The organism is Actinomadura verrucosospora (genome assembly GCF_039540335.1).
In the GTDB taxonomy this organism is placed as follows: Bacteria; Actinomycetota; Actinomycetes; order Streptosporangiales; family Streptosporangiaceae; genus Spirillospora; species Spirillospora verrucosospora.
Window position 1 is genome coordinate 1 of record NZ_BAABEV010000029.1, and the last position, 13,945, is coordinate 13,945.

At 73.7% G+C, this 13,945-nt stretch carries 9 protein-coding genes; 5 read left to right on the forward strand and 4 right to left on the reverse strand.

The features are described from left to right. A partial coding sequence (locus ABD944_RS27000; RefSeq protein ID WP_345181238.1) for an alpha-N-acetylglucosaminidase occupies positions 1-2,181 on the reverse strand: 2,181 nt, incomplete at its 3' end. 150 nt (positions 2,182-2,331) lie between these two features. Between ABD944_RS27000 and ABD944_RS27005 the strand changes: the two genes are divergently transcribed. The 3 genes from ABD944_RS27005 to ABD944_RS27015 all read left to right on the forward strand — a co-directional run bounded on the left by ABD944_RS27005 (position 2,332) and on the right by ABD944_RS27015 (position 7,129). Further along, entirely contained in the window at positions 2,332-3,510 is a 1,179-nt protein-coding gene (locus tag ABD944_RS27005) for an ROK family transcriptional regulator (RefSeq protein WP_345181241.1), read from the forward strand. 370 nt (positions 3,511-3,880) lie between these two features. Continuing rightward, positions 3,881-5,755 carry an FAD/NAD(P)-binding protein gene (locus ABD944_RS27010; protein ID WP_345181244.1) on the forward strand — a complete coding sequence of 625 codons (1,875 nt, stop codon included), beginning with the start codon at positions 3,881-3,883 and terminating at the stop codon, positions 5,753-5,755. A gap of 183 nt (positions 5,756-5,938) precedes the next feature. After that, the gene (locus ABD944_RS27015) at positions 5,939-7,129 is read left to right on the forward strand and encodes a putative PEP-binding protein (protein WP_345181246.1); all 1,191 of its coding nucleotides are present in this window, start codon (positions 5,939-5,941) and stop codon (positions 7,127-7,129) included. Between the two features lie 4 nt (positions 7,130-7,133). On the opposite strand, the gene ABD944_RS27020 is transcribed toward ABD944_RS27015, so the two are convergent. Continuing rightward, positions 7,134-7,472 carry a VOC family protein gene (locus ABD944_RS27020; RefSeq protein ID WP_345181248.1) on the reverse strand — a complete coding sequence of 113 codons (339 nt, stop codon included), beginning with the start codon at positions 7,470-7,472 and terminating at the stop codon, positions 7,134-7,136. 173 nt (positions 7,473-7,645) lie between these two features. Here ABD944_RS27020 and ABD944_RS27025 point away from each other — a divergent pair, with 173 nt between their 5' ends. Continuing rightward, positions 7,646-8,878 (forward strand): acetyl-CoA hydrolase/transferase family protein, encoded by a 1,233-nt coding sequence (locus ABD944_RS27025; protein WP_345181250.1) that lies wholly within the window; start codon positions 7,646-7,648, stop codon positions 8,876-8,878. Between the two features lie 118 nt (positions 8,879-8,996). After that, complete coding sequence (locus tag ABD944_RS27030; protein WP_345181252.1) at positions 8,997-10,238, forward strand: oxygenase MpaB family protein; 1,242 nt, start codon at positions 8,997-8,999, stop codon at positions 10,236-10,238. 94 nt (positions 10,239-10,332) lie between these two features. Here the strand turns inward: ABD944_RS27030 and ABD944_RS27035 are convergent, their stop codons facing one another. Next, complete coding sequence (locus ABD944_RS27035) at positions 10,333-12,942, reverse strand: DUF4132 domain-containing protein (protein ID WP_345181256.1); 2,610 nt, start codon at positions 12,940-12,942, stop codon at positions 10,333-10,335. A 62-nt stretch (positions 12,943-13,004) separates the two neighbouring features. Further along, positions 13,005-13,943, reverse strand: a complete 939-nt coding sequence (locus ABD944_RS27040) for a DUF5996 family protein (RefSeq protein ID WP_345181258.1) — start codon at positions 13,941-13,943, stop codon at positions 13,005-13,007. Between the last annotated feature and the right edge of the window lie 2 nt (positions 13,944-13,945).

The following is a 13,945-nucleotide window of genomic DNA, read 5'->3' on the forward strand; positions in this document are numbered from 1 at the left end:
CTTGCGGTCGGGGGCGAGGGCCAGCGCGCCCGCCGGTTCCTCGGCCACCCGCCGCGCCAGCCGGTGGGCGTCGCCGCGCGGCTCGGCGGCGTAGCGGGTGCCCGCGCGCGCCCAGCGCTCGGCGACGGCGCGCCAGTCGATCCGCCGCGGCTCGGCGCCGGTCCTCATCGCGCGCCCGAGCTCGTCGAAGAACAGCTTCCAGCGCTCGGCGTAGTAGCCGCCGACCAGCCCGTTGAACTCGCGGCGCGCGTAGTCCTGGAGGCCGGGGCTGTCGCTCTCCCACAGCGTGACCAGCGACTTGAGGTTGTAGTCGAGGGTCCGCGCCTCCCGGGGGTCCGCCGCCTGCCGGGCCGCCTCGCGCTGCCAGGTCCCGAGGAGGAAGTGCGGGTCGGCGCCGAGGACGTCGTCCATGAGGCGGATCTCGCTCGTCCAGCGGGCGGTGAGCCGCGCGAACGCGGTGCGGTCGCCGTCCCGGTAGGCGGCGCGGATCTTCGGCAGGAGCAGCCGGCCGCGGTTCGCCAGCACCTGCCTGGCGACGTCCACGAGGTCGTAGCGGTACGCGCCGGAGCGCCGCAGGCGCGGATCGACGTCGAGCAGTTCGCGCAGGGCCTTCTCGAACTCGCCCGGGTCGTACTGGAGCGGCGTCCCGGTGGTGGTGAGGCTCGGCTGGTCGTCGAACAGGCCGGTCACGTGCCGGGTGTCCTTGCCCGCGGGCCACGCGTAGGCGGTCCGGCCGATGATCCGCCAGGCCGCGAGCGCGTGCGGGTCGGCGGCGCCGTACCGGGCCGTGGCGTACTCGTCGAACCAGGCGTCCACGTCGACCGGGCCGTCCCGCCACGGCATGTCGGCGAAGAACGCGACCGCCGCCGGGTTGTTGTCGATGGCCTCGGGCATCAGCGCGATGCCGTTCATGGCCGTGCCCCGCCTGGCGCGCCAGGCGTGGAACTTCTCGTTCCACACGGTGAGGCCCGCGCCGAAGTTCTGGTGGCCGCCGAAGTTCCAGATCGTGCCGAACGCGTACTGCGTGCCGAGGAAGTCCTTGTCGCGGTCGGTCACCCCGGGCTGCTCGGTGATGCCGTCCACGATGAACATCCGCGAGCGGTCGACCGCCTGGAGGGTCTCCGCGCGGGGGTTGTTCTGCCAGCCGAGGATCACCCAGGTCGCGCCGGGATGCGCCGCTTCGAGGGCGTCCTGCACGGCCCGGGACGCCTCGGGCACCGGCACGGACCCGGCCCGCCCGCCCTCGTGCAGCAGGTCCATCTTGTACATCGTGCTCGCCCCGTACAGCTGGGTCTGCGCCTTGTAGAAGGCCGCCGCGACCTTGCCGAACTCGGGCCCGGTCGGGTCGAGCCAGTCGGGGCGCTCCAAACCGTTCCAGGTGCCCTGCGGGACGGTGTTCGCCCCCGGGTTGCGGGTCTCGAAGTCGGTCGGGACGGTGCCGTAGTAGCCGGGCAGCACCGGCGTCATGCCCAGCTCGCGCAGCCGGTCGACCATGCGCCGCGCGAGCGCCGCGCGCCGGTCGATCAGCTGCTGGGAGATCGGCGAGTCGGTGCAGCACATGTTCTGCAGCAGCCACCACGCCTGGTGGCCCGGCTGCGGGATCCAGGCGCGCATGTCCGCCGCGCTGTAGCCGAACTGCTGGAACGTCCGCTGGTAGACCGCGTCCTGCCCCTCGTACACCAGGACCTCGTTGATGCCGAGCAGCGCGAGCGCGTCGATGCGGCGCTCCCACTCCTCCCAGCTCAGGTACGCGCCGGCGTATCCCTCGTTGGTGTCGTTGAGCGCGAACCGGTGCGCGACCGAGGAGTCCGCCTCGATCGGCGCGGAGGGCAGGGGAAGCCGCCCGGGCAGGTCGAGCTGCGTCCCGCCGATCGCGACGTTCGCGTGCGCGACCTCCCGCAGGTAGCGGCCGAACCCGGTGAGCTGGACGGCCGGGGTGGTGCCCGCGACGACCAGGCGACCGTCCTCGGCGGAGACCCTGAAGCGGTCGGGGCCGGAGCCGTTGAGGAGCGTCCGCAGCACGACCTGGGCGGCCCTGCCCCGGCCGAGGAGCCGCTCCAGCGCGCGGGCGGCGGGTCCCGTGGCGGGGGCCGCCGGCTCCGCGCCGAGCGCCGCCGCCGGGGCCACCGCGGTCAGCGGGAGCGCGAGCAGTGCGACCAGCATGACGATGGCCGACCGCATGCGGCCACCGGCTTCCCTCCGTCGGCCCGGGACCATGGCGGACACCTCCACCGCGAGGTTTGTTAAGCTCGTTGAAAAACTGGAGCGGCCTTCATCATGAGGGCGCCGGGGCCCTCGGTCAAGGGTCCGTCCGCGATCTTCTGGAGGGGCATGGGAGAGGATCGCGCGGTCGGCACCCCGGTGCTGCGCCGCCTCAACACCGCCGCCGTCCTGCGCGCGGTGCGCGGGCGCGCGCCCGATCCGCTGCGCCTCGCCGAACTCGTCGAGCTCACCGGGCTCACCCGCCCCACCGTGGGGCAGGCGGTGGACGACCTGGTCGAGGCGGGCTGGCTCCAGCAGCACGATCCGGCGGCCGCCTCGCGGCACGGCGGCCGCCCCGCCGTGCGCGTCTCGCTGCGGGGACGCGCCGCGCCCGTGCTGGGGCTCGACGTCGGCCCCCACACGGTCAGCGCGGGGGTGAGCGACCTCGCCGCCCGGCGCCTGGCGGCCGTGCGCCGCCCGGTCGGGCGGAGCGAGGCCGGCCACCTCCTGCGCGCCGTCGACGAGGTGGTCGGGCGCGCCCTGGGCGAGGCCGGCCTCGGCGCGGACGAGATCGCCGGCGTGGTGGCCGCCACCCCGGGCATCGTCGACCCCGGAGCCGGACGCGTCCTGCTGGCACCGAGCGTCCCGGGCTGGACGTCGGTCGACCTCGCCGGCCACCTGCGCGACCGCTTCCCCTGCCCCGTCCAGGTGGAGAACGACGCCAACCTCGCCGCCCTGGCCGTCGCCGGGGAGCGCGGGACCCTGTTGGCCGTTCAGTGGGGCGAGCGCCTCGGCGCCGGCGTCGTGATCGACGGCCGCCTCCACCGCGGCTCGGGCGCCGCCGGGGAGATCGGCTTCATCCGCCCGCCCGGACGCGTCCCGGAGACCGGCGACGGGCGGGGGCCGCTGGAGCGCACCATCGGCGCCGAGGCCATCGCCGCGCGGGCCCGCCGCGCCGCCCGCCGCCACCCCGAGTCCGCCCTGCGGCACGGCGAGCCCGACGCCGCCTCCGTCTTCGCCGCCGCCGCGGCCGGCGACGCCGCCGCCCAGCGGGTCGTGGAGGCCGTGGCCGCGACCTTCGCGCAGGCGATCGCGCCCGCCGTGCTCGTCCTCGACCCCGACGCCGTCGTGATCGGCGGCGGCGTCGCCCGGGCCGGGCCCGTCCTGCTCACCGCGATCACCCGGCACCTCACCGAGCTGACCCTGACCCCGCCCGCCGTGGAGTTCTCCGGCCTCGCCGAGGACACCGTCCTCACCGGCGCCCTGCACCTGGCCCTCGACGAGGTCTGGCGCCGCCTCACCGTCTGAGACGCGAAAGATCACCTGGAGCGCCGCGCGGCCGCCACAGGGAAAACCGGTAGCGCCCGGAGACCCGGACGGGCGCGGGCCGGCGCGGCCCCGCCCACGTGACGCGGCTCCCGAACGCCCCGCCCGCCGTTCGACCGTCCAGGCAATCGCTAATAATTCATATAGCGAATTGCTCAACGGGCGAGGCCATTCACGGGAAGCCGATTTTCCGGCGCGCGAACGCCGGCGCATTGGCCCCGGCGCCGAGCGGGGCGCCGCCGCACGAATATGCTCCACCCGATCGGCCGCCGAACCATTGAGCGCGGATGACAATGCGCTACGCTCAACAGTGAATGCTTTGTAGCCGTTCGGTGCGGGCGGGGGTTGCCACGTGGGCTTTCCAGAGACCCGAAGAGTCGTCGTCGTCGGAGCGGGCTTAGCCGGAACCGCCACCGCCATACGTCTCATGCAGTTCGCCCGGGAACCTTTACAAGTGGTGCTGATAGAGCGGCGGCCCGAATATCGCAGTGCGGGCGTGGCCTATCATCCTTCGGGCAACCACTGGCATCACGTCTTCAATATTCAGGCGGGCCGGATGTCGATGTTCCGGGAGGACGTCGACGATTTCGTGGACTGGGCCAACACCGAGGCCGACCGGACCGGCTGGCCCCCGAGGTGGAGCGGCTTCACCTTCACCGAGTCCGGGCCGGCGCCCCGCAGGCTCTACGCCGACTACCTGAGCACGCGCCTGGCCGAGGCCGCGCGCGAGGCGTCGGACGGCGTGGAGCTGCTCGAAGTCGACGGCGAGGCGGTCGACATGACGGTCCGCACCGAGGGCGGCGCCGACCGCGTTCGCGTGGTCGTCGAGAGGCGCTCCTCGCCCCGGACCGGCGCCGGGCCTGACCCGCTGACGATCGAGGCCGACCACGCCGTCCTCGCCACGGGGCTGGAAGAGCGGGAGCTCCCGTTCGCCGCCGGCGTCGAGGACCACCCCTGCTTCGTCCGGCATCCGTACTCCGAGCAGGGCATCGAGCGGATCCTCGGCGTGCGGCGGGACGCCGAGGTCGCCATCATCGGCACGCTGCTGAGCGCGTACGACTCGGCGTCGCTCCTGCTGCGGCACGGCCACACCGGGAAGATCCACATGATCTCCCGTTCCGGGCTGACGCTGCGCACCTATCCCTCCGACCACCGGCACCACGTCCTCGACCTTCCGGCCCCGCGGCTGCACGCCGACGGCTACGAGGGGTGCGACGAGCTCGTCCGGCTCTTCAGGGACGAGTGGGAACGCGCCCGCGCCCACGTCGCCCGGCGGCACCCCGGCGTGCCGCCCGCGGTCGTGAGCGAGCGCATCGCCAAGTCCTGGGAGCCCCACCTGCCCGAGGTCCTCGCCCGGGTCCCCTCGGCCGATCTCCGCGCGCTCCTCGACCGGTACGCGAGCCTGCTGGCCACGCTGCGCGTCGGCGCCGTCTCCGACATCACCGAGTTCGTCGACGCCGCGATGGCGGAGGGCGGTCAGGTCGTCCTCACCACCGGCGCCGTCCGCTCGATCACCGCCACCGAGGCCGGCGCCCTGCGGGTGGCGGTGTCCGGGCCCGCGCCGGCGAGGACGGTCGAGGCGGACCTGGTGATCTCCAACTTCGGTCGGGAGACCGACTACGGGCGGGTCGGCTCGGCGCTCTGGAGGAACCTGCTGCGCAGGGGGCTCGCGGTGCGGCACCGGCGGACCGGGCGCGGCGTCGAGGTGGACGGCCACGGCTTCCTGCTCGGACCGGCCGGCGTGCGCACCGCCCCGATCACCGTGGTCGGCTGCCCCCGGGAGGGCGACGAGATCACCCGGTACGGCCGGATGGGCGCGTTCACGTTCAACCTCGCCGCGATCAAGAACCATTCGGTCGGCGTCGCCGCGGCCGTGCTGCGCGACCTCGAATCCCGCTACGAGGAACCGGCCGAGACCGTGTCCAAGGCGGTGGCCCACGGCGCGGACGACGCGGTGCGCGAGGCGTTCGCCCGCGCGGTCCGCCTCGACGTGCACCGGATGGCCGCCCGGCGCCGCCGCGACCGGCGGGTGGCGGCGGCGCGGCTCGCGAGCGGTCTCCGGGCCCTGCGCGGCGCCATGACCGCCGACGGCGAGGCCGCCGCTTCGGAGGGGGCGCTGCGCTTCGTCGTGAACATCGAGGCCACGGCCGAGCTCAACGACCTGTCCGTAACGCCACGGGACCTCCGTGCGCTGCTCGAACTCGACGGGCCGCCGGATTCCCGATAGCCCGAAAAGGCGTATCGGCATTCGAGCGGGTGCGTTTTCTCGTCCACGGCTGTAACTCTCTATTCATGCTCTGCCCGGGACGGGCCCGACCGCGCGTCGCTTTCGGCGCGGCCGGGCCGGCGCCGCCACCCGGGTCCGGCGAGAGAGAGGACGTCCGTGAGCCCTCGCGAAGTTCCAGGGGTTGTGCTCGTCGATTCGCACCAGCGATCCGTTCAAGGACCTTGCAACCGCAGTAGGAAACCGGTCGGCGGCGCCATTCTCGTCGTCGATGCGCTCGGTCCCGACCTCTACGACGCCATCGTCGCCTGCTCCGCCGTGATCTGCGCCAAAGGCGGCCGGACCGGCCACATGCAATCCCTTTGCCGTTCCCGCGGAATCCCCGTGCTGCGCGTCGCGCCGTCCGATCTGGAATCGCTCGCCGGGGAGGCCACGCTCCTGCTCGATCGCGCGTCGGTCGTCCTCGGCGAGGCCGCGCCGGCGGCGCCCGCCCCGGGGCGCCCGGCCGCCGCCTTCGGCGGGGTCGAGTCGATCTGCGTGGTCGTCGCCGACACCACCGACATCCGGGCGACCAACGCCCTCGCACCGCGCGTGGAGCACGCCGACTCCTTCTTCATTCGCGAGGAGTTCGTCTGCTTCTCCGCCGGGCTGAGCCCGATCGACTCGCTCCGGGAGGGCGTCCGGGAGGCCGAGCGCTACGGCGCGGCCGTGGCGTCGGAGCTGTGCCCGATGGTGCGCGAACTCCTGCCCGGCCAGCGACTGATCATGAGGCTCCTCGACCTGCGCTCCGACGACGCCGCCAAGATCACGTCCGGCGCCCACGTGGACGACGAGCCGAACCCCGAACTCGGCCGGCACGGCGCCCGGTGGCTGCTGCGGGAGCGCCGCTACCCGCACGCCTTCCGGGCGCTGCGCGCCCGCCTGCGGGACCGGCTGGGCGCGGACGCGGACCGGGTGCGCTTCGCCGTTCCGTTCATCAACGACCGCGACGAGTACGTGCGGCTGCGGCGGTTCCTCGGCCTCGGGGACGAGACGCCGCTCGCCGTCTTCGTCGAGACGCCGGCCGCGGTGCACTCGGCGGCCGACTTCTGCGCCTCCGGGGCGGGCGAGCTGTTCGTCGGCACCAAGGACCTGATCCAGTTCTATCTCGCCGCCGACCGCGGGAACCACCTGGTCTCGGCCGCCTACCAGACCCGGCATCCGGCGGTCCTGGCCGCGCTGCGCCAGGCCGTCGAGTCCGGCCGCGGCGCCGGGGTCCCGGTGCACGTGTTCGCGCTCGGCGCCGACCTGGACCACTACGCCCGGCACCTTCCGGTGCGCAGGCTCATGATGTGCGCCGCCGAGCTGCGGCACCTCGCCGGGAGGCGGGCGGCCTAGCGCGTCAGCCGGCGCCGCCGAAACCGATCTCGTTGCCCTCCGGGTCGCGGAAGACCACCTTGGTCACGCCGCCGCCGTACTCCTCGCGTCCCGCCGGCGGGATGCCCCGCCGCGCGACCCCCGCGACCCGGTCGGCGAGATCGTCGACGAACGCGAGCACCAGGGCGTGCCCGGCCCGCTCCGGGTCCTGCACGATGTAGACGTACCGGTGCTCGGCCACCTCCCAGACGGCCTCGACGTCGTTGGGCAGGAACGACGGCTCCGCGCCGAAGAACCGCTCGTACCACGGCAGCGCCTCCGCGTAGTCGGTGACGGGGATGCCTGCGAAGAGATCGAGAGACATGTCGCTCCTCGTGCGTGGGGATGCGTCACAGGTGCTGACCGCGGCGGGGCCGCGAACTCATCGCCGCCCATGGCGTCGCCGCCCTCGGCCCCGGCGCCGTCCCGCCGGTCGGGCAGACTGGCCACGCGGACCCGCCGCGACCTGGTCGTGAAGTCTCTCGGAAAGGGATCTCGATGCGCGTTGTCTCCCAGGAGGATCTGGCACGGGTGCTGGCCGGGCTGCCGGGACGGCCCCGGATCGTGGCCGGCGGCAACTTCGCCGCCCCCCGGCGGGCCCTGCGGCTCCTGGACTCCGCGGTCGCCGAGTACCGCCTGTTCATGCTCAACGCCCAGCTGGATCTGCCTGAGCGCGACGGGGTGGACCTGGAGACGCCCTTCGTGGGCGCCGGGATGCGCGGCCGCGCGAACCTCCGCTACTTCCCGTCGCGGCTGTCGCTGGTGCCGAACCTGCTGAAGGACTCGCTGCCGCCGGACGTGGTGATCGTGCAGACCTCCCTGCCGGTCGGCGGGACCGTCTCGCTCGGCATCGAGGTCAACATCCTGCCCGCGGCCATCGAGGCGGTCCGCGCGCGCGGCGGCCTGGTCGTCGCCCAGCTCAACCCCCGCATGCCCTACACGTTCGGCGACGCGGTCCTGTCGACCGACGAGATCGACCTGGCGATCGAGGACGACGAGCCGCTCGCGACCCCGGTCCCCCGGCCTCCCGGCGAGGTCGCTCATGAGATCGGCGAGCGGGTGGCCCGGCTCGTCCCGCAGGACGCCACCCTGCAGCTCGGCATCGGCGCCATACCGGACGCCGTGCTCTCGTCGCTGCTCGACCGGCGGGGGCTGCGCGTCTGGTCGGAGATGTTCAGCGACGGGGTGCTGGCGCTGGAGAAGGCGGGCGCGCTCGACGCCGCGACACCGATCACCGCGTCCTTCGCCTTCGGCGGTCCGGAGCTGTACGCCTGGGCCGACCGCAACGAGCGGATCCGGATGCTGCGCACCGAGAAGACCAACGATCCGAGCCTCATCGCCCGCCGTCCCCGCATGGTCTCGGTGAACTCCGCGCTCCAGGTCGACCTGTTCGCCCAGGCCAACGCCAGCCGCGTCCGCGGGGTGATCTACTCCGGCTTCGGCGGGCAGACCGACTTCGTCGTCGGCGCGCTGCACTCCCCCGGCGGGCACGCCGTCATCGCCCTGCCGTCCTGGCATCCGCGCGCGGACGTCTCGACCGTCATCCCGCGCCTCTCCGGTCCGGTCACCTCGTTCCAGCACAGCTACATCGTCAGCGAGCGGGGCGCCGCCACCGTTTGGGGGAACGACGCCGCCTCCCAGGCCCAGCAGATCATCGACAACGTCGCCCACCCCTCCGCCCGCGACGAGCTGCGCGAGCAGGGCCGCGAGCTCGGCTTCCCGCTCCGCTGATCGCCAGCTATTGGCACGTCGCCAATAAGGGTCTAGTGTTCCGGTCAGCTCAGGAAACCCGGGGGTGTCCGGCTTCGCGATCGGCGGCACGCCTCCGGCCCCCAGGAGGAGCGAAGGCATGGACAGACACAGCAGACGCAACGTGTTGATGACCGGCGGGGCGCTCGGAGCGCTCGGCGCCCTCGGCGTCGCCTCGCCGGCGCAGGCGTCCCCCCTGTGGACGTGGTCGCCCGAGGGCTCGGTGGCGGGCGCCGGCGCGGGCGCCGACCCGCGGTGGGTGTGGGACCCGGAGGCCGACGCGCTGGTCGCCTCGCTGCTCGACCGGGGCGACGTGCCCAGGGTCAACGAGCTGCTGCGCACGTGGACCAGGAACGGCCAGCCGCTGCCGGACGGGCTGCCGGCGGACCTGCGCGACTTCATGGAGCGCGCCCGCCGGCTGCCGGAGTGGGCCGACCCGGGCAAGCTGGCCACCGCGTTCGAGTTCAACGAGAAGCGCGGCCTCTACCTGGGCGTCACCTACGGCTTCGCCAGCGGGATGATGAGCACGGCCATCCCCAAGGAGGCGCGCGCGGTCTACTACTCCAAGGGCGGCGCGGACATGAGGGACCGCATCACCAAGACCGCCAAGCTCGGCTACGACATCGGCACCGAGAAGGCGTTCGAGCCCGACGGCGAGATGATCGTCACCTGCGTCAAGACGCGGCTGGTGCACGCCGCCGTGCGGCACCTGCTGCCGAAGTCCCCGTACTGGACGAAGGCGGCCGACGAGAAGATCCCGATCAGCCAGGCGGACATGATGGTCACCTGGCACAGCCTGCCCACGACCGTCATGCAGAACCTGGTCCGGTGGAAGGTTCCGATCCCGGACGCCGAGTCCGAGGCGTTCCTGCTGTCCTGGCAGCTCGCCGGGCACATGCTCGGCATCAGGGACGAGTACCTCCCGAAATCGTGGAACGAGGCGAACTCCCAGGCCGAGCAGGTGCTGACCCCGGTGCTCGCGCCGACCCCCGAGGGCGTCAAGCTGGCCGACATCCTGCTCAACCTCGGCTCCACGATCGACGGCGGGCTCCTCACCAAGCCCATCCTCGGCTCGCTCACGCGCTTCATGCTCGGCGACGAGATCGCCGGATGGCTGAAGATCCCGCGGGACCCGCTGTGGGACCCGCTCATCCGGAACCTCTGGCCGCCCTTCGTCGCCGTCCGCGAAGGCCTCCTCGACCTCACGAAGGCGCCGAAGGAGCTGCGGCAGCTCTACTGGGCCTTCGACGAGATCCTCCGCCAGGGCGCCCTGCTCTACCTGTCCGGTTTCAAGATGCCGATCAGCATCGAGATCCCGCAGACCAACAACCCGCACTACTGACCCGAGGCGCCCGCGGTGCCCGAGGGCGCGGGCACCGCGGCGGCGCCGGGCTCGGAACCGGCCGGACCCCGAGCCCGGCTTCTCCCCCGCCCTGCTAGGAGGCGCTGCGGACGAGGTCGTGGACGGCCTCGCTCATCGTGACCGGATCGACCCGGCCGAGCGGCACCGTGCCCTCGGGGACGCGCCCCGGGGCCGGAGCGGCCCACACGGCTTCGATCTTCTGGTCCTCGCCCTCCCCGTACATGTAGTGGCCCAGGCCGGGGCTCAGGCGGGCCACGACGTACAGGCCGGCCGGGTCGCGCCGGGCGAGCCAGCCGCCCGCGAAACCGCCGTCCGCGTCCACGGACTCCCAGCGCCCCTGCGAGTGGCCCTTGGCCTTGCCGTAGGGCAGGACGAGCCCCTCGACCCGGGCGAGCCGGTGCGCGGCGCGCTCGGCCTCGGTGAGCCGGTGGACGGGCCGTCCGAGCTGCTCGAACGGTTGCAGGATCTCGTAGTCGGCGAACAGCTCGGCCCAGGCGTGCAGGTCGTCGCCCAGCAGGACCGGGTGGGCGATGGCGATGCGGTCGTCCGGGGCGGGGGCGAACGGGTCGTCGCGGACGTCGGCGTAGTCGCCCGCCTCGTCGACGCGGAAGGCCGTCCCGGAGTCGGTCGTCCACACGAGCCGGCGGACGATGTGCCCCAGCAGCGGGTGGGCGACGAACAGGGAGCGGAAGTCCTCCGCCGTCCAGCTCCGCCGGGTGGTCATGGCCAGCTCCAGGCGCCTGATCTCCTGGTCGGCGATCGTCCGCAGGTCCTTCCTGAGGCCGGTGAACAGGGCGTGCGCGGCCGGGGCGAGGGCCGGGTCGTCCTTCGGGCCGGGCTTCGGCGCGCTCCTGCGCACCTTGCCGCCGGGCTCCTCCACCAGCGGGACGAGCTGCTCGTCGAAGGTCACGGTGAACCGGCGCGGGCCGTAGTCCAGGACGAGCGTGCCCCGCTCGTCCAGCCCGAAGTCGGGGACGGCCCGGTCGGCGAGGGCGTCGCGCGTCATGCCGCGCGCCGCGGCGATCTCGTCGATCTTGCGGGCGGCCCTGGCCTTCAGCCCCTTGTACCGGCCGCGGCGGGTCAGCTCGAACAGGTGGGTGAGGGCCGTGTCGGAGCCGATCGCGGCCAGGACGTCCAGCGCGGCCGCGGCCCGTGCGGTCAGCCCCTGGCCCGGCCAGAGTCTGATCAGCGGGCTGAGCCGCCGCACCGTGGTGTCGTCGCCGATCAGGCCGAGCTGCGCCAGCGCCCAGTTGTGCCGCGTCGGTGCGCCGAGCGCGTGCCAGCGCTCGAACACCGCCCAGGAGAACTCGGCCAGCGAGTGCCGGTCGCAGAACGCGCGAACCCGCGCGGCCTCGGGCGCCTTCTTGGCGAGCAGGCCCAGCAGGCGCCGGGTCGCGCTCGCGGGCAGGGCCCGGTCGCGGCCGCGCGTGAGGATCCGGGGCAGCAGCGTCGGGTCGGCCCAGTCGGTCTTCGCGCCGCGGGCGGGCCTGCCGGTGAGCACGTCGGGCAGGTCGGCGCAGTCCGGAACGGCCGGACGGGGCAGCAGCGCCTCGACGCTTCCCGAAGGCGCCGCCTCGGCCAGGTCGGGCCTGGCGTACAGCAGCCCGCGCACCGTGCCCGCCGCCTGCAGGCCCCTGGTCGTGTCGTCGCCGGCCAGCGGGGCCAGCGCCCGGAGCGCGAGTTCCGGGTGCCTCTCCGCCGCCTCCTGCAAGGCGGCCGGCACGCCCCTGTCGCCCATGTGGTCGAGCAGGAGCGCGAAGACCGCCTCGTCGGCGATCTCCATGAGCGCCCGCAGCACGATCGGATGCGTCCCGTCGGCGTCGTGGCTGTGCCGGAGCGCGAGGGCGAGCAGCGGGAGCGCGTCCGCGCCCAGACCGTCGAGCAGGGTCCCGATCACGGCGGGGGTGGCCGGCACCCATCTCACCTCCCGGATCTGCGCCGCGCTGGACAGGGAGCAGAGCAGGTACTCGTGGTCGTGCTCTCCGGTTCCGAGGGAGACGCCGGGAGAGACGTCCAGCCAGGCCGTCTCGGTCGGGACGAGGTAGGACGCCACGCGCCGCCTCCAGGCGTCGCCGCGGTGGCGCGAGAGCCGTTCGACGGCTTCGCCGTACTCGTCCTCGGGCGCGGCGGCCAGCAGCGTGCGGAGGCGCTTGAGCACCGCGTCCCCGAAGACCCACCGGCCGGCCGGGAAGTGGTCGTGGACGGTGACGCGCCGGATCTCGCCGCGCCATCCTCCGGGGGCTCCGCCGTCTCCGTAGGCGACGAGCCCGACGACGAACCCGCCGGGGCCGGGCTTCGCGGGGCGCGGCACCGGGCCGGGCTCGATCGAAATCGCCTCGGTGACCGCGCAGGCGGCGAAGGCGAGCCCGTGGTCGAGCACCCACGCGTCCAGGAACGCCGCGGCGTCGACTCCGTCGAGGTACTTCAGCGCGACGGCGGCGACCGCCGCCGCGCCCGCCGGGTCGGCCTCCTTGGCCAGCCATGCCCGCAGGGCCCGCCCGAGTTCCGGGTCGGTGCGCTCGTGCTCCAGCATCTCCTCGGCGATCGGACGGGCCGCGAGGTCCCACTCGCGGGCCCGCCGCGCCGCCCCCTCGTCCACGGCGACCGGCGGGCCGGGGACGCCGCCGCGCCTCGGATGGATGTGCTCGCGCCACTCGACCGGGATCTCCACCGTCTCGACCATGGCACCGCAAGCTAGCGGCGGCGTCCGACATCCCGGTCACCCGACCGCGGCGGCGCCTCGGCTCAGGTCCCTTCGCGGATCTTGTGGTCCCATCGCGCCGGATCGGCCTCCAGCGCGGCGCGGTCCCAGCCTCCGAGGTCGGCCGCCGCCTCGTAGGTGCCCTGCAGGAACTCCAGGAGGGCCCGGTCGGGGTCGGGATTCTCCCGCACCACCTCGTACGGGAGCAGGAACTGGCCGTTCTCCCTGCTGTAGAAGGCGCCGGACGGGCCCACCGGACGGTCGGCGAACCCGGCGGGCTCGGGGTAGGCGTAGGCGTAGAAGGACCCCTCCTCGCCGCCGCCCGGCCAGAACCCGCAGCTGCTGAGCTCCCGCGAGTACCCCTCGACCATCACCCAGTCCCCGCAGTTCGGGGCGCCGCCCGGGTGCTCGGGCGCGTCCCGCCCGGAGAAGCGCGTGCAGGCGAGGTCCATGGCGCCCCAGAAGAAGTGCACGGGACTGACCTTGCCGATGTAGCGGGCCCGGAACTCCCCCAGCACGCGCGCCGCCTGGAGCAGCTGGCGCCAGAACAGGTGCGCCGCCTCAGGGTCGTACGAGGCGTGCTGGTCGTCCTCCTCGAACGGGATCGCCGGTTCGACCTCGTTCGGGCGCGCCTGGATGCGCGTCTCGATCCCCAGCTCGTGCAGGGCGGCCATCGTCCGGGCGTAGAACCGCGACACCGGCATGGGCGCGAGCTCGAACTCCCGGAGGCTGCCGTCTGAGGTCCGCAGCCGCAGCCGGTGGTCGACGAAGTCGAACTCGATGTCGAAAGCGCCCCCGTCGTACGGGACCGCCGACGTGGTCAGCCCGCGCGGGCTGACGTAGAGCGTCACGTTCCACCAGTGGTTCACCAGCGGTGCGTGGGCCAGACGCACCTTGCCGACGATCTGCGTCCACATGTGCAGGGTGTCGCGCGTCGGCGTCCAGTCGGCGACGCGCAGCCGTGGCCAGGCCTGCCGTTCCACGA

Coding starts and splice junctions, on each gene's coding strand:
- ABD944_RS27005 (WP_345181241.1), top strand. CDS start 2,332: ATGGGAGAGGATCGCGCGGTCGGCACCCCGGTGCTGCGCCGCCTCAAC.
- ABD944_RS27020 (WP_345181248.1), bottom strand. CDS start 7,472: ATGTCTCTCGATCTCTTCGCAGGCATCCCCGTCACCGACTACGCGGAG.
- ABD944_RS27025 (WP_345181250.1), top strand. CDS start 7,646: ATGCGCGTTGTCTCCCAGGAGGATCTGGCACGGGTGCTGGCCGGGCTG.
- ABD944_RS27030 (WP_345181252.1), top strand. CDS start 8,997: ATGGACAGACACAGCAGACGCAACGTGTTGATGACCGGCGGGGCGCTC.
- ABD944_RS27035 (WP_345181256.1), bottom strand. CDS start 12,942: ATGGTCGAGACGGTGGAGATCCCGGTCGAGTGGCGCGAGCACATCCAT.